The sequence below is a fragment of the Streptomyces sp. NBC_00988 genome (assembly GCF_045162645.1).
Classification (GTDB): Bacteria; Actinomycetota; Actinomycetes; order Streptomycetales; family Streptomycetaceae; genus Streptomyces.
In genome coordinates, this window is the sequence record NZ_CP108730.1 from 4,428,817 (window position 1) to 4,455,055 (window position 26,239).

The window sequence follows — 26,239 nt, forward strand, 5'->3', positions numbered from 1 at the left end:
CATGCCCCGTCCCCGGCCCCGCGAATGCGCCATCCGGGGCATCGACGACACCGACAACTTCCTGTTCACCGTTGAGTCGAACAGGTGCGGCTCGCCGTACCGATCTCTGGAACCAAAGAGGAGGTACGCGTGCGCACCATTGCCAGAGCCGTCCCCCCGAGACCCGTTCTGATCACCGCCGTCGCCCTGACCACCGCCGCCGGTTCGCTCCTGCTCCAGCCCCGCACGGCGGACGCCACGCCCCGGCCCGTCCCCCGCCGGGGTTCCGCGCCCGACCCGACCATCCGTGAGGGCTCCGGCCCCGACCGGTACGCCGGCCTCGCCCCGGCCGCCGCCGCCCGCCGCGCCCTCACCGCCACCGTCCCGCGCACCGACCCCAGCCTCGGCTATCCCCGCCGCCAGGTCCTCTCCCCCGACCCGGCGAACCCCGCCGACACGTCCCTCAAGCTCGGGCTGACCCCGTACCACGCCCTCGCCCCGCGCCTGAACTCCCTCCAGCGGCTGGGCGATCGGGTGAGTGTCGAGGTCGCGGGCGTCTCGGCCGGCGGGCACCGGCTCTACCTCGTCACGGTCACCGCCCCGGAGACCGCCGACCAGGCCACCGCCCAGGAACGGATGCGCGACCTCATCGAGAACGCGCCCGCCACCGCCGCCAAGTCACCTGAGATCAAGGCCGGTTACAAGACCCCGGTCCTCTTCGACAACAACATCCACGGCGACGAACGCGAGGGCACCGACGCCTCCCTCGACCTCATCCAGCAGCTCGCCACCTCCAACGACACCAAGACAAAAGACCTGTTGGCGCACAGCCGCCTCTACTTCAACATCACGGCGAACCCCGACGGCCGTATCGCGGGCACCCGCGTGAACGCCAACGGCTTCGATCTGAACCGTGACCTGATCACCGCGTCCCAGCCCGAGGCCCGCGCGATCCGCGCGCTCACGATCGACAAACAGCCCGCCGTCCTGCTCGACCTGCACGGTTACGTCAACGGCACCCTCATCGAGCCGACCACTCCCCCGCACGGCGAGAACTACGAGTACGACCTCTTCCTCAAGAACACCTACGCCAACGCCCTGGGCATGGAGACCGCCGTCAACGGCCTCGGTTACACACCGGCCAAGGACGGCGTCGAGCCCGTCCAGATCCCCTTCCGGGACCAGGCGGAGGGCTGGGACGACTGGCCCCCGGTCTTCACCCCGCAGTACGCGGCCTTCCAGGGCGCGGTGGCCGCCCACACGGTCGAGATCCCGCTCCAGGTCAACAACGCGGCCTACGACACCCTCCCCACCGCCGAGCTGCACCGCCGCGCCGCGATCGACGTGGCCGTCGCGGGCGCGGCCATGCGCTCGACCCTCGACTTCGCCCGTTCCCACCGCAGTTCGCTCATCGCCGACCAGATCGAGATGTTCCGGCGGGGCGCGACGGGCGCCGAACAAGTGCCGGTGTCGGCGGGGACCGTGCCGGGGGTCCCGGGCATCGGCCCCGAGGACGTCTACACGACCGAATTCCCCCGCGCCTACACCATTGCGGCCGACACCGCGGGCGCCCGTCTCGTCGCGCACCTCGTCGCCAACGACGTCCGCGTGCTACGCGCGGCGACCGGCGCGTACGTCGTCGACATGCGCCAGCCCAAACGCGGCCTGGCGAACGCCCTGTTGGCCGACGGCCGGGACATCAGCGGCAAGGTGACGGCGATGTACGACATCTCGGCCTGGAGCCTGGGCCGGCTGTGGGGCGCCACGGTCGAGCCCGTACCCAGCCTCCCCACCGCGCCTCTCACCACCGTCGCCGCCCCCTCCCCCGTCGCCCGCGTCGCCCCGCACGGCGACCTCCGCCTCCGTCTCACCGACCCGGCCGAGTTCGCGGCCCTCAACTCGCTTCTCCGTCAAGGGATTCCGGTACGGCAGGCAGCGGACGGCAGCGCGATCGTGCCGGACACGCCCTCGGCGCGGACGAGGGCGACCACGGCGGCTCAGACGTACGACGTGGCGTTCGAGGCCACAACCCTCCCCGGCATCACGGCACTTCACCCCGTCCGCGTCGCCGCGGCCGTCACCTCAGGTGAGCTGTTCGCGCTGCGGGAGATGGGCTTCGACGTCACGCCCGTGTCGACGGACGTCCTGAACGCCGGGTTCGACTGGTCGAGGGCGGATGTGCTGTTCGTGTCCACGGAGTTGGAGTACGGCGACCTGACCCCAACCGCCCGCACCGCCCTGGGCACCTTCCTCTCGTCCGGGCACGGACTCGTCGGCCGGGGCGTCACCGGCGCCGCGTTCGCCTCCGCGACCGGACTGCTGACGGCCACGCCCGTCGAGGGCACCGAGGAGGCCAACGGCGTTGTACGGGTGGTGAATTCAGGCCAGGTCACAGCGGGCGCCCCGTCCTACGGCTTCGTCTACGCGCCGGTCTGGTTCACCGGACTCGGCCCCGCGGTCCGCGTCGAGCAGTCGTACGCGACCGGAAATCCTCTCCTCGCCGGGCACTGGCGGACGCGGGCCGACGGCTCCGGCGGTCCCGCGGGCGCGGCGGGGCGGCCCTCGGTCGTCAGTGGCCGACACGCCGTCCTGTTCGGCACGGAGCCCCTCTTCCGGGATCATCCCAAGGGGGAACTCCCGCAGGTCGGACGGGCGTTGTTCACCATGGCACACACGAACGACGGCACACGCGCATGGGCACACGCGAGCAGCGGATCAGTCGAGGAGAGCAGATGACCCAGGAGATCCACGGCACCGTAGCCGACGGCTTCGAGACGGTGCGTGAGGAGTTCGCCGCGATGGTGGCGGTCGAACGCGCCGATTATGAGGGCCAGTTGTGTGCATACGTACACGGCCGGCGGGTCGTCGACCTGTGGGCGGGGCCACCTGGTACCGACGGCGACTCGCTCTATGGCGTGTTCTCGTCCACGAAGGGCGCCGCGCACCTCGTGGTGGCGCTCCTCGTGCAGGACGGCACGCTGGAGCTGGACCGCAAAGTGACGTACTACTGGCCGGAGTTCGCGTCCGAGGGGAAGGGCGCGCTGACACTGCGCGAGCTGCTCGCGCACCGGGCGGGGCTGGTCGGCACGGACACCGGGTTCACGCTCGACGAGCTGGCCGACGACCGGGCGGTCGCCGAACGCCTCGCCGACCAGCGGCCGTTCTGGCGCCCGGGCACGGTCTTCGGCTATCACGCCCTGGTGATCGGCGCGTTGACCGGCGAGATCGTACGGCGGGCCACGGGCCGTTCGCTCCGGGACGTGCACGAGGAGAGAGTGCGCGCGCCGTACGGGCTGGACTTCTTCCTCGGGCTGCCGACGGTGCACGAGCCCCGATTCCGCACCGTCCAGCCCCAGTTGCTGACCCCGGAGCAGGAGGCCGCGCGTGCGGCGGAGCCGGCCGGGCCGCACAGTCTCGCCGCGATCGCGTTCAACGAGCACGCGGCGCAGCCGACCGTCCTGGAGTCGCTGCCGAACGAACGGGTGATCCGGGCGAAGGGGCCCGCCTCGGTCGGCGGGGTGGCGTCGGCGCGCGGTCTCGCCGGGCTGTACGCGGCGGCGATCAGCGAAGTCGACGACAGGGCCGCGCTGTTGAAGCCGGACACGGCGGCGGAGTTCGGCCAGCTGCACTCCGTCGGGTACGACGTGGTGACCGGCACGCACCGGGCGTACGGCCTCGGTTTCCAGGCGACCGCGGACGCCTGGTACCCGTTCCTGGGCGCCGGCACGATCGGCCACAGCGGCGCGGCCGGCTCCCAGGCCTTCGCCGACCCCCGCAGCGGCCTGGCCTACGGCTACACCCGGCGCCGCTTCGCCTTCCCGGGCGGGGCGGCCCTGGAGAACGAGGGGTTGGTACGGGCGGTGCACAGCGCGGCGCTGGCCCAGTGACGGACGGAGGCCGCACCCCACGTCCAGGGGTGCGGCCTCGTCGTGGAAACGTCTCGCGTCAGAGCTTGACGATCATCTTGCCGGTGTTCTCCCCGCGCAGCTGGCCGAGGAACGCCTCCAGGTTGTTCTCGATGCCCTCGACGACCGTCTCGCGGTACTTGAGCTCGCCGGAGGCCACCCACGCGCCGACCTCCTGGACGAACTGCGGCTGCAGGTCGTAGTGGTCGCCGACGAGGAAGCCCTCGATGCGGCCGCGGGTCTGGATGAGGCGGCCGAGGTTCTTCGGGCCGGGGGTGGGCTCGGTGTTGTTGTAGACCGAGATCATGCCGCAGATCGCGATGCGGCCGCGCTCGTTCAGGGAGCCGATCGCCGCTTCGAGGTGGTCGCCGCCGACGTTGTCGAAGTAGACGTCGACGCCGTCCGGGGCGGCCTCGCGGAGCTGCTTGCCGACCGGGCCGTTCTTGTAGTTGAAGGCCGCGTCGAAGCCGTACTCCTCGACGAGGAGCTTGACCTTGTCGTCGGAACCGGCGGAGCCGATGACCCGGGAGGCGCCCTTGAGCTTGGCGATCTGGCCGACCTGGCTGCCCACGGCACCCGCGGCGCCGGAGACGAAGACCGAGTCGCCCTCCTTGAAGGACGCGGTGCGCAGCAGGCCGGCGTAGGCGGTGAGGCCGGTCATGCCGAGGACGCCGAGATAGGTGGAGAGCGGGGCGAGGTCGGGGTCGACCTTGACGGCGCCCTTGACGTCGATGGTCGCGTACTCGCGCCAGCCGCCGAAGTGCAGGACGTGGTCGCCGGCCGCGAAGCCCTCGGCGTTCGACTCGACGATCTCGCCGACCGCGCCGCCCTGCATGACCTTGCCGAGCTCGAAGGGGGCCGTGTACGACTTGGCGGCGCTCATGCGGCCGCGCATGTACGGGTCGACCGACAGGTACTTGTTCCGCACCAGCACCTGGCCCTCGGCCGGGGCCCGGGTCTCGGTCTCCACCAGGGCGAAGTCCTCGGGCTTCGGCCAGCCGACCGGGCGGCTGAGCAGGTGCCATTCGCGGTTGATCATCACAAGCGCCTTTCGTAGTGCAGGGGGCCGTGCGGGGTGGTTCGCATACTGCCGAATACTTCAGTACCTGAAACAACCATGCCCCTGAATATTTCATGATGTCAAGTAACCGGGTACGCTTGAGTCCATGGCCACACCCGAAAAGACGCGTCGCTCCGACCCCGTGACCATGGAGGTCGTCGAGCTGATCGGCGATGTCGTGGCGCGGTTCTACCAGGACTACGAGGAGGCGGCGGGCGACCACAAGCTGACCGGGGCGCAGGCCAGGCTGCTCAGCCTGCTGTCCCTGGAGCCGCTGCCGATGCGCAAGCTGGCGCGCAAGCTGAAGTGCGAGCCGTCGAACGTCACGGGGATCGTGGACCGGCTGGAGACGCGCGGCCTGGTGGAGCGCCGCCCCGACCCCGCCGACCGGCGCGTGAAGCTGGCGGCGGCCACGGACGAGGGGCGCCAAGTGGCCCGTAGCCTGCGGGAGTCGCTGCGGTTCGCCCGCGAGCCGCTGGCCGGGTTGTCGGACGAGGAGCGGCTGGCGTTGCGGGGGTTGCTGCGGCGGATGCTGGAGGTCTGAGCCGAGCCACCCACGGGCGTCTGAGCCGGGCGGCTCAGGAACACCACCAGAGGATCTGCTTGCAGGTTTCCGAGGGCGACGGTGTCGGGCTCGGGTCCGAGGACGACGGTTCCGAGGACGGGGTGGTGGCCGGGTCCGTCGAGGACGTCGACGCGGGGGACGTGGTGCCGGCGCCTGTGGTCGGGGTCCGCGACTCCTCGGGGTCCTTCGTCTCCTTCGCGGACTTCGAGGGCGACGCGGACGGTGATGCCGACGCGTCCGGGGACGCCGTACCCGCGCTGGTTCCGACGGTCTTCGTGACGTCCAGGGGCTCGGCCGTCTGGCTGGCCTCCGCGTCCGCCCCGCCCTCCGCCGACGCGCCGGGCGCCGCGGACCTCTGGGTCGAGAACGGCGCGTCCGTGCCCAGCTCTGCCAGGCTCAGGCCGCCCGCCGCCAGTACGAAACCGGCCGTTATGAGAAGCACCCGGCGCCGCCGCCGGCGGTGTGCCGCGGCCTTGCGATCGCGACGGCTCGCGCTCGCCGTGTCCGGGCTCCCGGCGTCGCCGTCGTCCCCGGCCATGGCGAGGGCGCTCTCGTCCCGGCCCCGTCCGCGGTTCTTCCGCCGCGCGGCGCGCCCCTGGTGTTCGGCGCCCTGGTCGTACGGGCTCTCGGTGTCGCCGTCGAAGTCGCCGCTGTCGCCGCCGGCCCGCCCGCGCCCGCGACTCCTCCGCCGCGCGGCGCGCCCCTGGGGCTCGCCGTCCCCGTCGTCTTCCGCATGCCCGTCGCCGGGCACGCCCGCGTCCTCGCGCGGGGCGCCGTCCGTTTGTGAACGCGCGTCAACTGCGCGCGCGTGGGCGCGAGTTGACTCGACCGGGGCTTCGACTGGTGCGCCGCACCCCGGGCACGCGAGGGCGCCGTTCAGGTGCCGGCCGCAGGGGTGGCAGTAGTCCATGACGCGGGAAGACTAAGTTCCTGACAGGTAACGTTCATAGGCGCGCCTGTGAAAGTTGTGTAGGGACGTGGCGGGAAACTACAAGAATCGACACGAACCGACGCGGCCGAGCGGTACGCCGATCGCACCTCTTGCCGAAACCGTTACATGTTCGACCCATTGACACCCCCGCCCCGCCGTCCTTACTGTCTGCCCAGCATTTCGAACGTGAGCCGAAATTTCGAACAGCACTGAAGAGCACAGGGGGCATCTGCCGTGCGCATCACGGGAATCAGCACGCACGTGGTCGGGACGCCATGGCGCAATCTGACGTACGTCCAAGTGCACACCGACGAGGGCGTCACCGGCGTCGGCGAGACCCGGATGCTGGGCCACACCGACGCGCTGATCGGTTACCTGCGCGAGGCCGAGGCAAACCACATTCTCGGTTCCGACCCGTTCGCCGTGGAAGACCTCGTACGCCGGATGAAGTACGGCGACTACGGGCGCGCGGGTGAAATCGTCATGTCCGGCATCGCCGTGATCGAGATGGCGTGCTGGGACATCAAGGGCAAGGCCCTCGGCGTGCCGGTGTGGCAGCTGCTCGGCGGCAAGGTCACCGACAAGGTGAAGGCGTACGCGAACGGCTGGTACACCACCGAGCGGACCCCGGAGGCCTATCACAAGGCCGCCCAGGGGGTCATGGAGCGCGGGTACAAGGCGCTGAAGATCGACCCCTTCGGCACCGGTCACTTCGAACTCGACCACGAGCAGACCCTGTACGCGGTCTCCCTCATCGAGGCCGTGCGGGACGCGATCGGTCCGGACGCCGAGCTGATGCTGGAGATGCACGGCCGGTTCTCGCCCTCCACCGCCGTACGGCTCGCGCACGAACTCGCGCCGTTCAAGCCCGCGTGGCTGGAGGAGCCGGTTCCGCCGGAGAACCTGAAGGCGCTGGAGAAGGTCGCCGCGAAGGTGGACATCCCCATCGCGACGGGTGAGCGCATCCACGACCGGATCGAGTTCCGCGAGCTGTTCGAGAGCCAGGCCGTCGACATCATCCAGCCCGACGTCGGCCACATCGGCGGCATCTGGGAGACGCGCAAGCTCGCCGCCACCGCCGAGGCGCACTACGTCCTCGTCGCCCCGCACAACGTGGGCGGCCCTGTCCTGACCGCCGCCTCGCTCCAAGTCGGCTTCTCCTCGCCGAACTTCAAGATCCTGGAGCACTTCAACGACTTCGCGGACGCGGACATCAAGAAGGTCGTGAAGGGCGCCCCGCAGGTGATCGACGGCTACTTCCACCTCTCGGACGCGCCCGGTCTCGGCGTCGAGCTGGACACCGACGCGGCGGCCGAATTCCCGCAGCAGCAGGCGCGGTTCGACCTCTGGGCGGACGGCTGGGAGCAGCGCAAGCCGAAGGGTTCGAAGTGAGCACCGCGGTCGTCATCGAGGCACCGGGCGAGCACCGGCTGGCCTCGCACGAGCCGCGGCAGCCGGACGCGGGCGAGGCGCTGGTGCGCGTGCACGCGGTCGGCATCTGCGGCAGCGACCGCGAGGTGTACCAGGGCAACAGGCCCGAGGGCTACGTCCGTTACCCCCTCACCCCGGGCCACGAGTGGTCCGGCACGGTGGAGGCCGTAGGCACCGGGGTGCCCGCGACTCTCGTGGGCCGCAAGGTGGTCGGCGAGGGCTTCCGCAACTGCCAGGTCTGCGACCGCTGTCACGCGGGCGAGACGACCCTGTGCACGGCGGGCTACGAGGAGACCGGCTTCACCCAGCCGGGCGCGATGGCCGCCACCCTCACCCTCCCCGCCCGGCTCCTCCATGTCCTCCCGGACGAGGCCGACTTGACGGCGGCGGCGCTGCTGGAACCGGCGGCCTGCATCGCGGCCGCCGCGCTCAAGGCCAACGCGCGGCCGGGTGAGCGGGTCGCGGTGGTCGGTACCGGCACGCTCGGGATGTTCGCGGTGCAGTTCCTGAAGGCGGGCTCGCCCGCCGAGTTGCTCGTGGTGGGCACCCGGCCCGACCGCGCGAAGCTGTCGAAGGACTTCGGCGCGAGCCGATTCCTCACCAGGGACCAGGAGTTGCCCGACGACTTCGACGTCGTGATCGAGACCGCCGGGTCCGCGTCCGCCGCGCGCACCGCCGCCTCCCTGCTCCGGCGCGGCGGACGCCTCGTTCTCACCGGTATCCCCGCGCCGGGCGCCGAGGGTCTCGACCCCACCGATCTCGTCGTACGGCAGCTGGAGGTGCACACCGTCTTCGGGGCACCGCCGGACGCCTGGGCGCACACGGTGCGGGTGTTCGGGGCGGGGTTGCTCGATCCGCTTCCCCTGGTCACCCATGAGCTGCCGCTCGCCGAGTTCCCGCAGGCCATCGAGCTGGTGGGGTCCGGCGATCCCAAGGTCGGCAAGGTGCTGCTGCGGCCGTAGGAAACCCCAGCCGTACGCCGGCACGGAGTGACCTGACCACCCCGTGCCGGCGTACCACCAGAGCTTTTTTCTACCCCGAGCCGCGAACCTCGTCCGAAATACCGAACGCGAAGGACAGCAAGTGACCGACACCGCCACGGCAGCCCGCAGGCCCGGGGAGCAGGCCCTCTCCGCGCTCGGCCTGGGCGCGCCCGCCCTCGACCCCGCCGACGCCTCCACCCACACCTTCCCGGACGGCGGTCGCTGGCGCACCGAGGTCCCCTCGTGCGAGGGGCCCGAGGCGCTGGCGGTCATCCTCAAGGAGTCCTCGCGCCTGGACGTGCCGATCCACCGGATCAGCCAGGGCAGCGGTGTCTGGATGCTGACCGACGCCGAGATCACCGAGATGGTCGAGGCCACCGCCGAACGCGACATCGAGCTCTGCCTGTTCACCGGGCCGCGCGGAACGTGGGACATCGGCGGCTCGGTCCGTTCCGACTCGCGTGGCGGGGGTCTGCGTGCCCGGGGCCACGACGCGGTCGCCGGGTGCATCGAAGACGCCGTCCGCGCAACGGAGTTGGGCGTCAAGTGCCTGCTCGTCGCGGACGAGGGCGTGCTGTGGACGTTGCACCGGGCGCGGGTGGCCGGGATCATCCCGGCCGACACGACGCTCAAGGTCTCGGCGCTGATCGGTCCCGTCAACCCGGCGGCGTACGCGGTGTACGAACGCCTGGGCGCGGACTCGTTGAACGTGCCGAGCGATCTGACGCTGGATCACCTGACCGAGATCCGGCGGGTGTCGGCGGCCCCGATGGACATGTACATCGAGGCGCCGGACGACCTCGGTGGCTACGTCCGGATGTACGAGGTCGCCGAACTGATCCGCCGAGGCGCCCCGCTGTACCTCAAGTTCGGCCTCTCCAAGGCCCCCGGCATCTACCCGTGGGGCACCCACCTGCGGGACGTCACCCTCGACACGGCGCGCGAGCGGGTCCGTCGGGGCCGCCTCGCCCTCGACCTCCTGGCCCGCCACGACGCGGACGGCGACATGGCTCCGCTGGGGTCCAGGTTGCCGGGGGCTCTGAACCGCTTCCCCACCGAGACTGCCACCGGATGAGCGTCGGGGGCTACGGGCCGGTCGGTGGCTGGTCGCGCAGTTCCCCGCGCCCCTTGTAAACGCGCTCCCGGCTTCCAGGGGCGCGGGGCTGTATCGATGTGCGGCTCCGCTGCACCACCCGACAGAACCTGCACCATCCCAAACCACTCCACAACGCACCCCGCGTTCCGAACCACCCCCCACGCACTCGCTGCACTCTCAACGACGAGAAGAATGAGGCCAGTTCACATGCGCATCCGCAGAAGCGCCCTCCCCCTCATAGCCGGCGCCGCCACCCTCGCGCTGACCCTGTCCGCGTGCGGACAGAGCGGTTCGGGCGGCAGCAAGGAGAAGGAGAGCAGTGCCAAGGGCGGCACGATCGGCATCGCGATGCCGACGAAGTCCTCCGCGCGCTGGATCTCCGACGGCAACAACATGGTCAAGGACCTCAAGACCAAGGGCTACAAGACCAAGCTGGTCTACGGCGAGGACGACCCGGACACCCAGGTCTCGCAGATCGAGAACATGATCACCCAGGGCGTCAAGGGCCTGATCATCGCGGCGATCGACAACAAGTCCCTGAACAACGTGCTCCAGGAAGCCGCCGCCGCGAAGATCCCGGTCATCGCCTACGACCGCCTGATCCTCGGCACCAAGAACGTCGACTACTACGCGTCGTTCGACAACACCAAGGTCGGTGTCCTCCAGGCCACTTACATCGTCCAGAAGCTCGGTCTGGACAGCGGCAAGAAGGGCCCGTTCAACATCGAGCTGTTCGCCGGCTCGAACGACGACAACAACACCAAGTACTTCTTCAACGGCGCGATGAGCGTGCTCCAGCCGTACATCGACAAGAAGGAACTGGTCGTCAAGTCCGGGCAGACCGCGCTCAACAAGGTCACCACCCTGCGCTGGGACGGCACCAAGGCGCAGAACCGCATGGAGGACATCCTCACCGGCTCCTACAAGAGCGGCCGGGTCGACGCGGTGCTGTCGCCCTACGACGGCATCTCCATCGGCATCCTGTCCGCGCTGAAGTCGGACGGCTACGGCTCGTCCAGCAAGCCGCTGCCGGTCATCACCGGCCAGGACGCCGAGCTGGCATCGGTGAAGTCGATCATCGCCGGTGAGCAGACCCAGACCGTCTACAAGGACACCCGCCAGCTCGCCAAGGTCGCGGACACCATGATCGACGACGTCCTCAACAAGAAGACGCCGCAGACCAACGACACCAAGACCTACGACAACGGCACCAAGGTCGTCCCCGCCTACCTGCTGCAGCCGGTGAGCGTCGACAAGACGAACTACGAGGACGTGCTGGTCAAGGGCGGGTACTACACGGCCGCGCAACTCAAGTAAGTCCGCGGCCCGTTACCCGACCCCACACTTGATTGGTAGGCACGACCATGGCGGGACCCGTCCTGGAAATGCGCTCGATCGTCAAGACCTTTCCCGGTGTCAAAGCGCTGTCGGACGTCACCTTGACGGTCCGTCAGGGCGAGGTCCACGCCATCTGCGGTGAGAACGGCGCCGGGAAGTCCACCTTGATGAAGGTGCTCTCCGGCGTCCATCCGCACGGCAGTTACGAGGGCGACATCCTCTTCGAAGGAGAGGAGTGCCGCTTCCGCGACATCCGGGCGAGCGAGCAACGCGGCATCGTGATCATCCACCAGGAGCTGGCGCTGGTGCCGTTCCTCTCCATAGCGGAGAACATCTTCCTCGGCAACGAGCACGCCTCGCGCGGGCTCATCAACTGGAACGAGACCCTGCGGCACGGCACCGAACTGCTGCGCCGGGTGGGCCTGAGCGACCACCCGGAGACCCGCGTCGCCGACATCGGCGTGGGCAAGCAGCAGCTCGTCGAGATCGCGAAGGCGCTGTCGAAGAAGGTGAAACTGCTCATCCTGGATGAGCCGACGGCAGCCCTGAACGACGAGGACAGCGGCAAACTCCTCGATCTCATCCTGGAGTTGAAGAGGCAGGGCATCACCTGCATCATCATCTCGCACAAGCTGAACGAGATCCGCAAGGTCGCCGACTCGGTGACGATCCTGCGCGACGGCCGCTCCATCGAGACCCTCGACGTGAAGGCGCCGGAGACGACCGAGGAGCGGATCATCTCCGGCATGGTCGGCCGCGACCTCGACCACCGCTTCCCCGAGCGCACCCCGCACGAGGGCAAGCCCGAGGCGGCACCCGCTCTGGAGATCCGCGGCTGGACCGTGTTCCACCCGATCGACCAGCAGCGCAAGGTAGTTGACGATGTGTCAATAAATGTGCGCAGGGGCGAGATCGTCGGCATCGCCGGACTCATGGGCGCCGGCCGCACCGAACTCGCGATGAGCGTCTTCGGGCGCTCCTACGGCCGCTACGCCGGCGGCACGGTCCTCAAGGACGGCCAGGAGATCCGCACCAAGTCCGTCGCGGAGGCGGTCAAACTCGGCATCGCCTATGTCACCGAGGACCGCAAGCACTACGGCCTCAACCTCATCGACACGATCAACCGGAACATCTCGCTGGCCGCCCTGAACAAGGTCTCCCAGCGCGGTGTGGTCGACGAGCAGGAGGAACGTCAGGTCGCCGAGCGGTTCCGCAAGTCGATGAACATCAAGGCGCCGACGGTGTTCGAGCCGGTGGGCAAGCTGTCCGGCGGCAACCAGCAGAAGGTCGTCCTCAGCAAGTGGATCTTCGCGGGTCCCGACGTGCTGATCCTGGACGAGCCCACGCGTGGCATCGACGTGGGCGCCAAGTACGAGATCTACACGGTCATCGACCAACTCGCCGCCGAGGGCAAGGCGGTGGTCTTCATCTCCTCCGAACTGCCGGAGCTGCTCGGCATGTGCGACCGCATCTACACGATGGCGGCGGGCCGGCTGACCGGTGAGGTGCCCCGGGCCGAGGCCACGCAGGAAGTGCTGATGCGCCAGATGACGAAGGACAAAGAGGTAACCCGATGAGCACGGACGTGACCGCCAAGAGCCCGGCCCCCGCGCCACCGGGCAAGAGCGGATCGGCCGCGGGCGGCGGCCTGTTGCACCTTGTGCTGGACGGCCTGCGGCGCAACATGCGCCAGTACGGCATGCTGATCGCCCTCGGTCTGATCGTGATCTTCTTCGAGGTCTGGACCGGCGGGGACCTGCTGCTGCCGCGCAACGTCTCCAACCTGGTGCTGCAGAACAGCTACATCCTGATCCTCGCGATCGGCATGATGATGGTCATCATCGCCGGGCACATCGACCTGTCGGTCGGTTCGCTGACGGCGTTCGTGGGCGCCTTCGCGGCGGTCCTGATGGTCAATCACCAGGTGCCGTGGCCCGTCGCGTTGGTGCTGTGCCTGCTGATGGGCGCCGTAGCGGGCTCCGTACAGGGGCTGTTGATCGCCTACGCGGGGATACCGTCGTTCATCGTCACCCTCGCCGGCATGCTGCTCTTCCGCGGCCTCACCGAGATCCTGCTCCAGGGCCAGACGCTGGGCCCCTTCCCCAACGGCCTGCAGAAGATCGGCAACGGCTTCCTGCCCGCGGTCGGCCCGAACACCAACTACCACAACATCACGCTGCTGTTGGGTCTCGTGATGATCGCCGCGGTGGTGTGGCAGGAGGTACGCGACCGGCGCCGGCAGCAGGAGTTCTCGCTCGACGTGCCGCCCGTCAAGCTGTTCCTGCTCAAGCTCGTCGCGATCGTCGCCGCGATCGCCTGGCTCACCATGCTGCTCGCCAGCTACGACGGTGCGCCGATCATCCTGATCATCCTCGGTGTCCTGGTGGCCGGTTACGGCTACGTGATGCGCAACACCGTCTTCGGCCGCCACATCTACGCGATCGGCGGCAATCTGCCGGCCGCGAAGCTGTCCGGCGTCAAGGACAAGCGCGTCACCTTCCAGGTGTTCCTGAACATGGGCGTGCTCGCGGCCCTGGCGGGTCTGGTGGTCACCTCCCGCCTCAACGCGGCCTCGCCGAAGGCGGGCGACGGCTTCGAACTGGAGGCCATCGCCTCCTCGTTCATCGGTGGCGCGTCCATGAGCGGCGGTGTCGGCACCGTCCTCGGTGCCATCATCGGCGGTCTCGTCCTCGGCGTGCTGAACAACGGCATGAACCTCCTCAGTGTCGGCACCGACTGGCAACAGGTCATCAAGGGCCTCGCCCTGCTGACCGCGGTCGGCTTCGATGTGTGGAACAAACGCAAGTCCGGTTCGTAAGTCCAGATTGGGCCCCGCACGTCTGTCATTCGCACAGCACGGCGGGGCCCCTTCCATGTGCAGGAGCCGCTCAATGGAACTGAACAGACGCACGGTCATTGCAGGTGCCGCGGCAGCCGGTATCGCCGCGAGCGCACTGGGTACGGGTACGGCGCAGGCAGCGAGCCCGGGAGGCAAGAAGCCCGTGAAGGAACTCTTCGGCACCCTCGCCGACGGGAGCAAGGTCTACCGCTGGTCGCTGGAGAACGGCGGCACCCGGCTCAAGGTGCTGTCGTGGGGCGGAGTCGTCCAGTCCCTGGAACTCCCGGACCGGCACGGCCGGTACGCCAACGTGTCGCTCGGCTTCGACAACATCGCCGACTACGTCGCGAAGACCCCGTACTTCGGCGCGCTGATCGGCCGCTACGGCAACCGCATCGCCAAGGGCCAGTTCACCCTCGACGGCAAGAGCTACCAGCTCTCCGTCAACGACGGTGTCAACAGCCTGCACGGCGGCACCCAGGGCTTCGACAAGCACATCTGGGACGTGGAGGGCTTCACCTCCGGCTCCGACGTCGGCCTGCACCTGTACTACACCAGCGTCGACGGCGAGATGGGCTACCCGGGCACCCTCAAGGTGAAGGTGACGTACACGCTCAACAAGCACGGCGACTGGCGCATCGACTACGAGGCCACCACCGACAAGCCGACCGTGGTCAACCTGACGAACCACACATACTGGAACCTCGCCGGCGAGGGCAGCGGCACGATCGAGAACCACGAGCTCACGATCCCCGCCTCCCGCTACACGCCCACCGACTCGGGGTTGATCCCCACGGGCGAACTGGCCAAGGTCTCCGGCACCCCCTTCGACTTCCGCAAGACGAAGCCGATCGGCCGCGACATCCGGGCCGCCCACGTCCAGCAGGTGCAGGCCAAGGGCTACGACCACAACTGGGTCCTCGACAAGGGCATCACCCCGAAGCCCGAACACGTCGCGACCCTGCACGATCCGCACTCCGGCCGCACCCTGAAGATCGCCACCGACCAGCCGGGGCTGCAGTTCTACACCGGCAACTTCCTCGACGGCACTCTCACAGGTACCGGCGGCCACACCTACCGCCAGGGCGACGCCCTGTGCCTGGAGACCCAGCACTTCCCGGACTCGCCGAACCACGCGAGCTTCCCGTCGACGGTGCTGCGGCCTGGTCAGACGTACAAAACGTCGACGATCCACACGTTCAGCGCCTGAAGCCTCGCGGCTGACGCGTAGTTCGGACCCGGGGTTCCCGAACTCACACCATTTTCACATCCGTTGAACAGTGCCACTCCTGTCTCCGTACTCATGGGTGGCCCGTGCTCCCCCGCGCGGGCCACCCAAGACGACGGGCCCGGTCGTCCCCGCCGGGCCCGCCTTCATACGGAGGTTCCATTGGCCGACTCCAACGTCACCTCGCTGTTCCGCAGTACGGCGGCGCACAGCCCGTCGATGGCAGCGCTGGCGCGTGAGAGCGACGGCACCGGCCCCGTGGACTTCTGTATTCCGTGCAACCCGTACTTCCCCACCCCCGCCATGTTCGACGAGATGGCGGCCCGGTTGCGCGAGATCATCACGTACTACCCGAGCAGCGCCGACACCATCACGGCCGAGCTCTGCAACCTGCTCCAACTCCCCCCGAGCTGCGTCGCGATGGGCAACGGTTCCACCGAACTGATCACCTGGATCGACCACTTGATGGTCCGCGAGTCCCTCGCCATCCCCGTCCCCACGTTCGGCCGCTGGACCGACCAGCCCATGGAGACCGGCAAGCGGGTCGACATGTTCCCGCTCCAGGAGTCCAGCGGCTTCGCCCTCGACCTCACGCAGTACGCCGAGTTCATCCGCAAGCGCAACACCAAGGTCGCGGTCATCTGCAACCCGAACAACCCCGACGGCGGCTTCATCCACAAGCAGGCCCTCGTCCAGTTCATGGACGCGATGGCCGACCTCGACCTCATCATCATCGACGAGTCGTTCCTGGAGTTCGCGGACGCCGAGGTCGAACCCAGCGTCGTACAAGAGGCGATGCTGCGCCCCAACGTCGTCGTGCTGCGCAGCCTCGGCAAGAACTTCGGCCTGCACGGCATACGGTTCGGCTACCTCGTCGCGAACCCCGCCCTGGCCGGCCGCATCCGCTCGATGCTCCCCAAGTGGAACCTCAACGCCTTTGCCGAACATGTGGTGTTCATCCTCAAGGAGCACGGCGCGGAGTACGCGCAGAGCCTCCAGCAGGTGCGCCGCGACCGGCTCGACATGGCGAGCCATCTCTCCGCGCTGCCCGGCCTGACGGTCTATCCGTCGCAGGGCAACTTCCTCTTCGTACGCCTCCCCGTCGGCGCCGAAGGCACGGTGGTCCGGGACAGGATGCTCACCGAGCACCGCATCCTCGTCCGCGAGTGCGGCAACAAGATCGGCTCGTCCAGCCGCTTCCTGCGGCTCGTGGTGCGCCCCCAGACGGACGTGCGTCGCCTGGTGTCCGGCATGGAACAGGTGCTCTACGGGACCAGGAGGGGAGCCGCCGTACCCGAGCTGGGTACAGGGACCAACTACAGCTCGGGTACGGCGGCCGTGGACCGCCTGGTCGGGGCGACGAACGGGGCCGGGATGCAGAACCTCGCCGCGCAGGCGCTCCTCGGTACGGGGACGTCGGGGGTCGGCATGCCGATGCAGATGCCGATGCCTGCGGTGGCTCAGATGCCCATGCAGCCGCAGCCGGTGCCCATGCAGGTGCCTCAGCCGCAGCCGGTGCCTCAGCCCCAACAGCCGCAGCCCCAGCCGCAGTTCGAGCCGATGGTGGCCGCCGCGCAGGTTCAGCAGATGCCGATGCAGCAGATGCCGATGCAGATGCCGCAACAGATGCCTCAGCAGCAGCCCTACGGCGTCCCGGCACCCGCCCCGGCACCCATGCCCCCGCAGGGCCCGACCCCGACCGGCGTCCCCGCCCGCAACGGCCTCACGGCCGCCCAGGTGCGCGGCGCCACCAGCCCTAATGGGATGCAGAACTTGGCGCCGGCGCCTGCGACCGGCTGGCCCAACGCCCAGGCTCAGGCTCAGAGTTGGCCCAATGCCGCGGGGATGGGGCAGGCGGGCTGAGGGTCCTTCGTTGCCGGGTGCGGGTGCGCTGTGGCTGGTCGCGCCCGCGCGGCGGAGCCGCACATCGACACAGCCCCGCGCCCTAGAGGGAGTTGGCCCTTACGGCGTTCAGTAGTGACGCCCCCAGCGGCAGCGGGTGGCAGCCCTGTACCTCGAAGCCCGCCTTCTCCAGTAGGCGCCCGTAATGGTCCTCGTCGCGTTCTTGGCCGCCCACGTTGCACAGCATGTGGACGTCCCATGCCACCGCTGTCGGAGTGGGCAACAGGCGTTCCACCACCAGGAGTTGGGCGCCCGGGCGCATCGCCTCCGCGCACCTGCCGAGGATCGTGAGGCAGCGGTCGTCGTCCCAGTCGTGGAGGACTCGGGAGAGGAGGTAGACGTCTCCTCCCTCCGGTACGGAGCGGGTGAAGTCGCCGGCGACGAAGGAACAGCGTTCGGTGAGTCGGGTGCGGGCGGCTTCCAGGGCGCCGGGGCGTTCGTACAGGACGCCCTCCAGGTGGGGGTGGGCCCGGAGCAACCGGCCCAGCAGCGCGCCGTTTCCGCCACCCACGTCCACCACCCGCCGTGCCTTCGAGAAGTCGATCAGCCTGGGAACCGGGGTGAACATCTCCGCGCTGGCCGCCATCGACCGGTGGAACAGGCTGCCCAGTTCGGGGTGTTGGGCGAAGTAGGCGAAGTGGTGCCGGCCGTTGCGGTGGGCGAACGCTTCCTCGCCGGTGCGTACGGAGTGGGTCAGGCCCGCGAAGGAGTCGTAGAACGGGCCCGCGTAGAGCTGGGCCAGGGGCTTCAGGGAGAACTCCGTCGCCGTGCGCAGGGGTTGGCCTGCCGCCGTGAGGTGGTAGGTGTCGTCGGCGGCCGTCAGCAGGCCCAGTGTCGTCAGGTAGCGGAGCAGGCGGCGCAGTGCGTCCGGGTGCGTCGAGGTGAGGGTTGCCAGCCGCTCCGCCGACATGCCGGGGTGGTCCGCCAAGTGGTCCGCGATGTTCAACTCGGCCATCGTGGCGACCGCTTGGGTGGCCCAGGCTCCGGTCATCACGGTGAGCAGGGTTGTCGTCGGGTCGGGGAGGGGCAAGTGGCGGCCGGGGAGGCGGAGTTCGAAGCGGCGGTGGGTGGTGGTGCGGTGGTAGAGGACGGTGACGTTCTCGTGGCCGTTGTAGCCGCCGCCGTCGGGGACCGCGCCGCCCCGCTCCTGGAGGAGGAGTCGTAGGCCCGCGGGGACCACCGGGCCGGGGGCCGTGACCGCGAAGGCGTGGTGGGACTCGTGTTCCGCCTCGCGTTCGTCGGCGGCCACCGCTTCCAGTGCGGACTCCGGGGGGACCGGGAGCGCGAAGATCTCCACGCTGCGTCCCCCGACCGCCACGTGCACGATGCCCACCGGGATCTCGGCGAGCTCCGGGCCGTAGCGGCGGGTCAGGCGGTCGCGGACCACGACGCTCGGGGTCACCGGGCCCGGTTCGAAGCCGAGGCGGCGGAGTTCCTCGCAGAGGCCGTCGAGGGAGTCCGGGAAGACCAGGACGGCGGTGTGGTCGAAGACCAAGTGGCGGGAGACGTCCGCCCGTTCGGCCGACGTGAGGGCCGGGAGGAGTTCGGCCAGGACCTTGTCCGTGTCGTGGGTTTCGACGTAGGCGGCCGCGCGCTCGATGCGTGCTACGTCGGCTGCGGCGAGGCGTGCCTGTACGACGGGGAGGTTCATGAAGGGGTTCCCGGTGAATCGTGGGGACGGGAGACGAGCGAGCGGGAGACGGGATCAGATGCCCGTGTAGTTCTCGGCGAAGAAGTCCTGGTGCGTGCGGGACGTGCGCAGGCTGTCGAGGCGGGCGTACTGGAGCGCGCGGCCGTAGCGGGCGTGGGCGTCGACGGTGTCCTCGGCGGACGGGCCGTGCAGCAGGCCGCTCATCCAGTGCGAGAACTCGTGCGCCCGCCAGACGCGCGGCAGGCAGTCGGCCGCGTAACGGGCGAGGTCGCTCTCGTCGGCGTGCTTCAGCGCCGACGTCAGTGCCTGCGCGAGGCGTTCGGCCTGGAGTACGGCGAGATTGGCGCCCTTGGCTGCGGAGGGGCTGATAAGGCCGGCGGCGTCGCCCGCCAGCCAGAGGCGGCCCTCGCCGGGGGTGTCGAGTACGTCGGAGCGCAGATCCACGACCGTCTTCTCCAGGACCGGACCGTCCTTGAGCAGGCCGAACTCGTCGACACGGAACCGGGTCGCCAGCTCGGTCCAGATGCGGTCCTCGTTCCAGTCGGCGGAATCGGTTCCGCGCGGGCACTGGAGGTAGTAGCGGGTGACGGTCGCCGTGCGGGCCATGTGGCCGGCGAATCCCCGTTCGTGCAGGGCGTATCCGACGGCTTCCATGCTCGGCGGGGCCTCGACGAGGACCGCGAGCCAGCTCACGCCGTGGTCCCAGCGGGCGGTGCGCGTCCCGTGGGCGGCCATGGTCGCGCGGGCGACTCCCCGATGTCCGTCGCACCCGGCGACGTAGCGCCCGGTGACGTCCGTGCCGTCGGACATCCGCACCCGGCCGCCCTCGGAGATCTCCTCGACCTCTGTGTCGAAGCGGATCTCGCCGCCGCGCCGGAGGTATTCGGCGAGGAGGTCCCGTACCAACTCCTGCTGGGGGTAGACCGTGTGGACCTCGCCGCGCCCCAACTCGCCGTAGTCGAGGGTGAATTCATCCTGCTCGCTGCGGAACAGGCAGGTCTGGTGGGTGTGGCCCTTGGCCAACAGCCCGTCCGCCAGGCCGTGTCGGGTGAGGACGCGGACGGAGTGGGCGGCCAGGAATCCCGCTCTGGCCCGCCCCTCCACCACCTCGCGTCCGCGCCGTTCCAGGATCACGCAGTCGATGCCGCGGTCCAGCAGCAGGTTCCCCAGGACGAGCCCCGCCGGGCCCGCCCCGACGATCACCACCCCGGTCCGTGCCCCGGAGTCGAATCGTTTCCCCACGTCCACCCCTGATCTTGCTTTTTCGGCCAAGGGGTTTCATATCAGCCAGATCAGGGTGATGAGGAATCGAAAGCGGCTTCTTAGCCCATAAGGGCCAACTGGGCATATGTCACTGGCTGTTGACGCGGTCGTCAGTGGTCGTTTTCCAGGTGCAGCTTGAGCAGGTCAACGCCGTAGTCGCCGCCGTTGGGGGTCCGGATGATGGTGTGGATGTGCTGCTGGGTGGGGGTGCCGTTGGGGCCGCCCATTCCCCCCTTGGTTCCGTACGCCAACGGCGACTGCGCGTCGTACTCGACGAGGACGACCGGGCTGTGCACGCGGTAGTAGAAGGCCGAGGAGTCCTTGGTCTCGCCCATCCAGTAGAAGTAGGTCGCGTCGAGGTGGTCCTCGACCTCCGACATCTTCACCTCGGCGTGGCCGTCGTTCATGTTGCCGACGTAGACGCGCACGAGGTCGAGGAGGTGCTGGCGCTGGGCGCTGGTGAAGTCCTTGGCGACCAGGCCCTGGTAGGCGAGCTTGGCGTTGTCCTGCCCGGCGCCGGCCTTCATGTCGTCGCCGGACTTCTTGGTGCTGGAGATCACCTTGGCGCGCTGGGCGGCGGTGAGCGAGCGCAGGAGGGTGAGACCGGCCTTGGTCTCCGTCTTGAACAGGGTGATCTTCTCGCCCTTGTAGGTGGCGGAGGTCGGCTCGGACCCCATGAAGGTCGGGGTCATGACGACCTGGTCGCCGAGCACGAAGTAGTTGATGGCCACGTGGTGGCCCTCGTACTGGAAGCCCCACGGCTCGGTGGTGGACGGCGTGCCCATGAAGGTGAAGAAGTACGCGCCCTCCGTGAGCGTCTCCCGATTCCCGCCGCTGTAGTCGCCGAGGAAGGCGTTGAGCTTCATGATGTTGCGGGTCTGGGTGAGCCCGTCGGCGGACAGGGCGGCGCCGAGCAGCGCGTAACCGAGGTTCCGCTTCGTGGCAGTGATGTCGCCCATGCGGACGCCCTTGCGCTGGTACCCGTCGACGTTGCTCCAGGCCAGCCACTCGTCGTTGTCGACGTCGAACGTGCAGGACTTGCGTTCCTTGGCGCTGAGCCCGTCGAGGAAGGCCTGCGCGGCCTTCACGATCCCGTCCGTCGACACGTCGGTGGAGTGGATCGAGTAGAGCCCGTCGGTGATCTTGCCGTCGGTCGAAACGCCTTTGAAATCGGTGTACTTGACCTCGCTCTGCCCAGGACCCATGCCGTTGCCCCCTCCCCCGGGCCCGCCGGAAGGCATCGCGCCGGTGGGCATGCCACCGCCGGGGCCGCCCGAGGGGGCGCCGTTCGGGGCGCCGGAGGACGAGGACGCGGTGGCGGTGGCGGTGGCGGAGGCGTCCGACGAGCAGCCGGTCATGGTCGCGACGGCGGCGACTCCGCCGGCTAGCAGCGCCTTGTTCATGAACCAGCGGCGGCTGCGGTCGGCTTCGGGGGTGCGGGGGCGGTGTCCGTGCATACGGGCCAACCTCCCGCACCAACCTGAGCCGAACCTGAAGCCGAATCTGAAGCCCCGTCCAGCGCCCCCACCACACCGTCTCGGCCTTCGGGTCCATCGCCTTGCCACCGCCGCCGTGGAAGCCGATCGAGTCGACGTTCTTCCCCGTGACCTCGTAGGTGACGACCGCGAACCCGACACCCGCCAATGCGATGATGCCGCCATGGCACAGTCACCGCAGGAACCCCAGGACTCCTCGGTCACCGAGGACGGAATGACCGCGGCCCAGGCCGTCGACCGGATCGAGGCCGCCGCGCACCCGCGTCCACACGATCGCCGACTGCACGCCCGCGGGGCCGTGTACGACGCGCGGTTCGTGCCCACCGGGCAGATCGCGAAGTGGACGACGGCGACCTGCCTGACCGCCGAAGCCGACGCAGTGATCCGGTTCTCGAACGGCTCCGGCAACTTCGCCGCCGACGACCGGGCACGCGGCGTACGCGGGATGGCGGTCAAGTTCCTTGACGGGGACGGCAGTAGCGATGACGCGAAGGCCGTCATGGATCTGGTGGCCGCGAACTTCCGGGTGTTCCCCAGCCACAACCCCGAGGGGTTCATCGACCTGGTCGAGGCGCTGGGCATGGCCGGCACTGAGGGCGGGTTCGCCGACCGTGCGAAGGGAAAGCTGGCCGCAGCCGGGAAGTTCGCGACCGTCCTCGCCCAACACCCGGAAAGCCGGGGCGCGTTGAAGTCCTTCGCCGGGCAGCAGGCGCCCGCCAGTTTCGCCACCACCCGCTACGACGGCCTGCACGCCTTCGTCCTGGTCGACGAGTCGGGCGTACGGCGCCCCTTCCGCTACCGTCTCGTGCCCCAACTGGGCGAGGTCGAGATCGATCCTGCGTACGCCGAGACACTCGCCCCCGACTTCCTCATCGGCGACCTCGACTCCCGCCTCGAAACCGGGCCCGTCACCTTCACCGTGGTGTACCAGCTCGCGGAGCCGAACGACCGGACCCACGACCCCTCCCAGGCATGGCCGGAACAGCGCCCACTGATCCCCGCCGGACACCTGCACGTGACGGCCCGCTCGCCCCGCGAGGACCACTGGCAGCAACAGGTCTTCGACCCGACCCGCCTCGCCCCCGGCGTAGAAGCGTCCGACGACAAGATGCTGGCCTTCCGCCGCCACGCGTACTCCGTCTCGGCGGAACGCCGGCTGGCTCCCTGACCACCACCCTCCCCCCAGAAATGTGACACTCACCCACCCGAGTGTCACATTTCTCCAGCCCGCCCCCGCCCTCCACCCCGCTTCCGCTCCCGACGCCGACTTGCCCGCCGCTCCTTTCCGGGCAGCGCACCACCGAGTTCCCCCACTGGTGCGAGGTCATGACAGCCGTCGGCCGTACCGCCCCGGCACCACCACACCAGACGCCCGCTTCCGCCGTCGTTCCACCCCTCCCAGTCGGCCGCCGTCCCCTCGGGGCGAAGATGCGTGCCGATCTTGTGGAACGGACACACCGGCCACGCCTGCCAGAGCCGCTCGGTCACCGTCTCCTGCGCCGCGTCCGCAACGAGGCCGAGGGTGAGGGTGAGGTCGTCGGGGGCGTCGTCGTCCGGTTCCCGGAGACCGTTGTGGTGCCAGCTGCCGTCGGACACGGCGACGTAGACCTGCTCCTCCCAGACCATCAGCATGAGGGGCGGCTGGTCGGGCAGGGTTGCCGCGAGGTCACGGTTGACCGTGTCGAGGGCGGCCTCAAGTCGCGGGTATCTGCCAGGTTCCGCACGTTGGGGGTCGAAGGGCTTCACCGAGTGATCTTCTCCCACCGGACGGGAACCACATGTCCGAATTACCGAGTACTGACGGGCTGAGCCGCCTTCCAAGCGAGGTAGTGACGGACCGGCGCGTCGGTGAACGAGATGTGGCGCGGGGTCCAGCCCAGCAGGCGGTGGGCCTTGGCGCTGGTGACCAACTCGTCCTGGTCGGCGGCCAGTTGCATCATGCCGCCGGCCTCCGCGCTCTCCAGGGCGATCTCGCCGGTGTGGCCCGCGGCCCGTACGGCGGTGCGCTGCATGTACAGGGCGGTCAGCCGCTGGTCGTCGGCGATGACGAAGGTCTCCCCGTCCACGGCGGCCGGGTTGTCGAGGATGCGGACGTAGGCGTCGGCGAGGTCGTCGACGTGGACCCAGCTCCAGCGCTTGGCGGTGTCGCCGTAGAAGACGGGGTTGCCCGCCTCGGCGGCGGCGAACCACTGGGCGGTCATGGACGTTGTGGCGGGGCCGCCGTACATGAAGCCGGGGCGCACCACGGTGTGAGCGAGGCCGGAGGCGGCCAACTCCCGTTCCAGCGCGAAGCGGAAGCCGATCGGGCTCTCGGAATTGCCGGGGGTGTTCTCGTCCATGAGGGGCAGGCCGGTGCGGCCGTAGGACGAGATGCCGGTGGTGAAGACGAGGTGACGGCTTCGGCCGTCGCGCTCCTGGGCGGCGAGCAGCTGGGCGAACAGGCGCTGGTCGCCGCCGATCGGGTCGCTCATGTCCATCAACAGGTGGACGACCGCGTCGGTGCCGTCGAGGTGGTCCCGCCAGCTCTCCGGCTTACCGAAGTCGCCCTCGACCGCGGTGATTTCGTCCGCGACGAGCGCGTGTGCCGCAGGCGCGGAGGTGTCGCGCGTCAGGCCCAGCACGGTGTGTCCGGCGCGGGCGAGGGCGGCCGAGACACGACGGCCGGCGTAGCCGGTGGCGCCGATGACGAGAATCTGCATGAGAAGTACTCCGTGTGCTGTGTCGTGCCGCGCGTCGAGCGGCGGGGTCAACTGACGGGTTCGGGTGAGGAGTTCAGGGGGCGTGGTGAAGAAGCGGACGAGCCGGTCTGCCATCCGGGCCAAGCTGTCGGCCGCGAAAGTGTGCGCGGCCCCCGGGACGGTGTTGTGCCCCCCGTCAGGCGGCGAGGTCAACAGACGGGCTCAGGTGGCGAGTTCGGGGAACGGGCTCAGGCGGCGGGGGTCGCGGTGAAGAGACGGGCGAGGCGGTCTGGCGTCCGGGGCCGGCTGTCGGCCGCCAAGGTGCGTGCGGCCCCCGGGGACGATGTCATGGCGAACGTCGGGCGGCGAGGTCAAGTGGTGGGCTCAGGTGGCGTGTTGAGGTGACGGGTTCAGGCGGCGGGAGGGGTCGTGAAGAAGCGGGCGAGCCGGTCCGCCGTCCAGGTCGGGTTGTCGGCCGCGAAGGTGTGCGCGGCGCCCGGGACCGTGTCGTGGCGAACGTCGGTCGCGGCCTCGCGGGCGCCGGTCAGCAACACGTTCTGGGGCAGGCCGTGTTCGCCGTTCAGGACGAGGACGGGCATGGTCAGGCGGTCGCCGGCGCGGGCCGCCTCGCCGTCCTCGATGAGGGTGGCGTAGTGCTCGAAGCCGCCGCGCATCGCGTCGGGGCGGGTGTAGGCGCGCAGCAGGTCGGCGCGGTCGGCGGTGGTGATGCCGCCGCCGGTCATCATCGACCAGAAGCCGGACAGGTACTGCTCCTCCTTGCCGGCGGTGAGCATCGCGGCCAGGTCGCTCTGCGCGTGGAAACCGAAGTGCCAGGAGCCGCCGGTCGCCGGGTTCATGTGCTCCTCCAGGCCGTGGCCGGGCAGGAACGCCTCGCTGAGCACCAGCCGGGCCACGTCCTCGGGATGGGCCTGGGCCCAGGCGTGCGCGGTCATCGTGCCGACGTCGGTGCCGACCACGAAGGCCCGGTCATGGCCCAGGTGCCGCAGCAAGCGGCGGAGGTCCTCCGCCTCCTCGCGCTTGGTCCAGTGGCCGGGCGGGATCTGTGAGTCGCCGGATCCACGCAGGTCGGGGGCGATCACCGTGAAGCCGTGCGCCGCGAGCAGGGGCAGCAGCGCCCGCCACTCGATCCAGCTGAACGGCCAGCCGTGGATCAGGACCACGGCGGGGCCGGATCCGCCCACGACGTAGTGGAGTTGGACGCCGTCGACATCGGCGACAGCGTGCGCGAAGCCGTCCGGTGCGGGTGCTCCGGGATGCATACGACCACCTCTTACTTAATTAGTTAAGCAATAACCATTGCACCCACTTGCTTAACTAGTCAAATACAGTGGTCGCATGGAGCCCACCGCCGCCACCGACACCACTCCCGACGTCGATCCGCTCAGCGCCGACGAGCTCCTGCTCTGGCAGAGCCTCGGACGCCTCGTCCACTCCCTGCCGCGAACCCTGGAGCAGGACATGGCCCGCACCGGCGTGACCATGACCGAGTTCGCCGTCCTGCTGCTGCTCAGCGAGGCACCCGACCGCCGTATGCGCATGTCCGCGCTCGCCGCGGCCTCCGGCGTCACCGCGCCGCGCGTCACGCGCATCATCGACGGCCTGTCCCGCCACGACCTGGTACGCAAGGAACGGCACAGCGAGGACGCCCGCGGCAGCGAGGCCGTCCTCACCGACGCCGGGCTGCGCGCCATGCACGCGGCGCAGCCCGCCCACCTCGCCAGCGCCCGGCGCCGGGTCCTCGACCGCATCCCGGCCGACCTCCTGCCGGCCATGGCGGCGACGCTCGCCGAACTCGCCGAACTCACGGAGGGCGGTCGCCGCCGGCGGCCGTAGCAAGCCCGCCGGCTCCAGTCCCGTAACCGAACCGGCTCCA

The 26,239-nt window shown here is 69.5% G+C and carries 21 protein-coding genes; 13 read left to right on the forward strand and 8 right to left on the reverse strand.

The features are described 5' to 3' along the window. Positions 1 to 129 precede the first annotated feature (129 nt). Together OG496_RS20190 and OG496_RS20195 are read left to right on the forward strand one after the other, a co-directional pair. On the forward strand, positions 130 to 2,715 hold the full coding sequence (locus OG496_RS20190) for a M14 family zinc carboxypeptidase (RefSeq protein ID WP_405971864.1): 2,586 nt from the start codon (positions 130 to 132) through the stop codon (positions 2,713 to 2,715). Continuing rightward, positions 2,712 to 3,866, forward strand: coding sequence for a serine hydrolase domain-containing protein (locus tag OG496_RS20195; protein WP_405971865.1), 1,155 nt, complete (start codon positions 2,712 to 2,714; stop codon positions 3,864 to 3,866). The genes OG496_RS20190 and OG496_RS20195 overlap by 4 nt, the downstream gene beginning before the upstream one ends. Before the next feature lie 58 nt (positions 3,867 to 3,924). On the opposite strand, the gene OG496_RS20200 is transcribed toward OG496_RS20195, so the two are convergent. Beyond that, positions 3,925 to 4,923, reverse strand: a complete 999-nt coding sequence (locus OG496_RS20200) for an NADP-dependent oxidoreductase (protein WP_405971866.1) — start codon at positions 4,921 to 4,923, stop codon at positions 3,925 to 3,927. Between the two features lie 127 nt (positions 4,924 to 5,050). On the opposite strand from OG496_RS20200, the gene OG496_RS20205 reads away from it, so the two are divergent. Then, positions 5,051 to 5,488: a MarR family transcriptional regulator gene (locus OG496_RS20205; RefSeq protein WP_366491072.1), complete on the forward strand. Its 438-nt coding sequence runs from the start codon at positions 5,051 to 5,053 to the stop codon at positions 5,486 to 5,488. Positions 5,489 to 5,522: 34 nt separating this feature from the next. Here the strand turns inward: OG496_RS20205 and OG496_RS20210 are convergent, their stop codons facing one another. After that, the gene (locus OG496_RS20210) at positions 5,523 to 6,260 is read right to left on the reverse strand and encodes a hypothetical protein (RefSeq protein WP_405971867.1); all 738 of its coding nucleotides are present in this window, start codon (positions 6,258 to 6,260) and stop codon (positions 5,523 to 5,525) included. A 414-nt stretch (positions 6,261 to 6,674) separates the two neighbouring features. On the opposite strand from OG496_RS20210, the gene OG496_RS20215 reads away from it, so the two are divergent. From OG496_RS20215 to OG496_RS20250, 8 genes are all read left to right on the forward strand, one after another. Continuing rightward, a complete protein-coding gene (locus OG496_RS20215; RefSeq protein ID WP_365300054.1) occupies positions 6,675 to 7,832 on the forward strand; it encodes a mandelate racemase/muconate lactonizing enzyme family protein in 1,158 nt (385 codons plus the stop codon). Next, on the forward strand, positions 7,829 to 8,833 hold the full coding sequence (locus OG496_RS20220; RefSeq protein ID WP_405971868.1) for a zinc-binding dehydrogenase: 1,005 nt from the start codon (positions 7,829 to 7,831) through the stop codon (positions 8,831 to 8,833). The genes OG496_RS20215 and OG496_RS20220 overlap by 4 nt, the downstream gene beginning before the upstream one ends. A 121-nt stretch (positions 8,834 to 8,954) precedes the next feature. Further along, complete coding sequence (locus OG496_RS20225) at positions 8,955 to 9,929, forward strand: hypothetical protein (RefSeq protein ID WP_366491069.1); 975 nt, start codon at positions 8,955 to 8,957, stop codon at positions 9,927 to 9,929. Between the two features lie 228 nt (positions 9,930 to 10,157). After that, positions 10,158 to 11,267 (forward strand): multiple monosaccharide ABC transporter substrate-binding protein, encoded by a 1,110-nt coding sequence (chvE, locus tag OG496_RS20230; protein ID WP_405971869.1) that lies wholly within the window; start codon positions 10,158 to 10,160, stop codon positions 11,265 to 11,267. Positions 11,268 to 11,314: 47 nt separating this feature from the next. After that, positions 11,315 to 12,865 (forward strand): multiple monosaccharide ABC transporter ATP-binding protein, encoded by a 1,551-nt coding sequence (mmsA, locus tag OG496_RS20235; RefSeq protein WP_405971870.1) that lies wholly within the window; start codon positions 11,315 to 11,317, stop codon positions 12,863 to 12,865. Next, on the forward strand, positions 12,862 to 14,106 hold the full coding sequence (mmsB, locus tag OG496_RS20240; protein WP_365300062.1) for a multiple monosaccharide ABC transporter permease: 1,245 nt from the start codon (positions 12,862 to 12,864) through the stop codon (positions 14,104 to 14,106). The genes mmsA and mmsB overlap by 4 nt, the downstream gene beginning before the upstream one ends. Before the next feature lie 73 nt (positions 14,107 to 14,179). Next, positions 14,180 to 15,337 carry an aldose epimerase family protein gene (locus tag OG496_RS20245; RefSeq protein ID WP_366491066.1) on the forward strand — a complete coding sequence of 386 codons (1,158 nt, stop codon included), beginning with the start codon at positions 14,180 to 14,182 and terminating at the stop codon, positions 15,335 to 15,337. Between the two features lie 180 nt (positions 15,338 to 15,517). Beyond that, positions 15,518 to 17,218 (forward strand): pyridoxal phosphate-dependent aminotransferase, encoded by a 1,701-nt coding sequence (locus OG496_RS20250; RefSeq protein ID WP_405971871.1) that lies wholly within the window; start codon positions 15,518 to 15,520, stop codon positions 17,216 to 17,218. Positions 17,219 to 17,300: 82 nt separating this feature from the next. Here the strand turns inward: OG496_RS20250 and OG496_RS20255 are convergent, their stop codons facing one another. The 3 genes from OG496_RS20255 to OG496_RS20265 form a co-directional block, all read right to left on the reverse strand. Then, on the reverse strand, positions 17,301 to 18,908 hold the full coding sequence (locus OG496_RS20255; RefSeq protein WP_405971872.1) for a methyltransferase: 1,608 nt from the start codon (positions 18,906 to 18,908) through the stop codon (positions 17,301 to 17,303). 54 nt (positions 18,909 to 18,962) lie between these two features. Continuing rightward, positions 18,963 to 20,150 carry a 4-hydroxybenzoate 3-monooxygenase gene (locus OG496_RS20260; protein ID WP_405971873.1) on the reverse strand — a complete coding sequence of 396 codons (1,188 nt, stop codon included), beginning with the start codon at positions 20,148 to 20,150 and terminating at the stop codon, positions 18,963 to 18,965. A gap of 131 nt (positions 20,151 to 20,281) precedes the next feature. Then, on the reverse strand, positions 20,282 to 21,628 hold the full coding sequence (locus OG496_RS20265; RefSeq protein WP_405971874.1) for a DUF3500 domain-containing protein: 1,347 nt from the start codon (positions 21,626 to 21,628) through the stop codon (positions 20,282 to 20,284). Positions 21,629 to 21,830: 202 nt separating this feature from the next. On the opposite strand from OG496_RS20265, the gene OG496_RS20270 reads away from it, so the two are divergent. Next, complete coding sequence (locus tag OG496_RS20270; protein WP_405971875.1) at positions 21,831 to 22,835, forward strand: catalase; 1,005 nt, start codon at positions 21,831 to 21,833, stop codon at positions 22,833 to 22,835. Between the two features lie 44 nt (positions 22,836 to 22,879). Here OG496_RS20270 and OG496_RS20275 read toward each other — a convergent pair whose 3' ends face one another. From OG496_RS20275 to OG496_RS20285, 3 genes are all read right to left on the reverse strand, one after another. Then, positions 22,880 to 23,413 (reverse strand): hypothetical protein, encoded by a 534-nt coding sequence (locus OG496_RS20275; RefSeq protein ID WP_405971876.1) that lies wholly within the window; start codon positions 23,411 to 23,413, stop codon positions 22,880 to 22,882. Between the two features lie 41 nt (positions 23,414 to 23,454). Then, a complete protein-coding gene (locus OG496_RS20280) occupies positions 23,455 to 24,480 on the reverse strand; it encodes an NAD-dependent epimerase/dehydratase family protein (protein ID WP_405971877.1) in 1,026 nt (341 codons plus the stop codon). 275 nt (positions 24,481 to 24,755) lie between these two features. Next, complete coding sequence (locus tag OG496_RS20285; protein ID WP_405971878.1) at positions 24,756 to 25,625, reverse strand: alpha/beta fold hydrolase; 870 nt, start codon at positions 25,623 to 25,625, stop codon at positions 24,756 to 24,758. A gap of 76 nt (positions 25,626 to 25,701) precedes the next feature. Between OG496_RS20285 and OG496_RS20290 the strand changes: the two genes are divergently transcribed. Continuing rightward, entirely contained in the window at positions 25,702 to 26,199 is a 498-nt protein-coding gene (locus OG496_RS20290; protein ID WP_405971879.1) for a MarR family winged helix-turn-helix transcriptional regulator, read from the forward strand. The last annotated feature ends 40 nt before the right edge of the window (positions 26,200 to 26,239 follow it).

Coding starts and splice junctions, on each gene's coding strand:
- OG496_RS20255 (WP_405971872.1), bottom strand. CDS start 18,908: ATGAACCTCCCCGTCGTACAGGCACGCCTCGCCGCAGCCGACGTAGCA.
- mmsA (WP_405971870.1), top strand. CDS start 11,315: ATGGCGGGACCCGTCCTGGAAATGCGCTCGATCGTCAAGACCTTTCCC.
- OG496_RS20265 (WP_405971874.1), bottom strand. CDS start 21,628: ATGCACGGACACCGCCCCCGCACCCCCGAAGCCGACCGCAGCCGCCGC.
- OG496_RS20245 (WP_366491066.1), top strand. CDS start 14,180: ATGGAACTGAACAGACGCACGGTCATTGCAGGTGCCGCGGCAGCCGGT.
- OG496_RS20270 (WP_405971875.1), top strand. CDS start 21,831: ATGGCACAGTCACCGCAGGAACCCCAGGACTCCTCGGTCACCGAGGAC.
- OG496_RS20285 (WP_405971878.1), bottom strand. CDS start 25,625: ATGCATCCCGGAGCACCCGCACCGGACGGCTTCGCGCACGCTGTCGCC.
- OG496_RS20205 (WP_366491072.1), top strand. CDS start 5,051: ATGGCCACACCCGAAAAGACGCGTCGCTCCGACCCCGTGACCATGGAG.
- mmsB (WP_365300062.1), top strand. CDS start 12,862: ATGAGCACGGACGTGACCGCCAAGAGCCCGGCCCCCGCGCCACCGGGC.
- OG496_RS20280 (WP_405971877.1), bottom strand. CDS start 24,480: ATGGCAGACCGGCTCGTCCGCTTCTTCACCACGCCCCCTGAACTCCTC.
- OG496_RS20195 (WP_405971865.1), top strand. CDS start 2,712: ATGACCCAGGAGATCCACGGCACCGTAGCCGACGGCTTCGAGACGGTG.
- chvE (WP_405971869.1), top strand. CDS start 10,158: ATGCGCATCCGCAGAAGCGCCCTCCCCCTCATAGCCGGCGCCGCCACC.
- OG496_RS20200 (WP_405971866.1), bottom strand. CDS start 4,923: ATGATCAACCGCGAATGGCACCTGCTCAGCCGCCCGGTCGGCTGGCCG.
- OG496_RS20290 (WP_405971879.1), top strand. CDS start 25,702: ATGGAGCCCACCGCCGCCACCGACACCACTCCCGACGTCGATCCGCTC.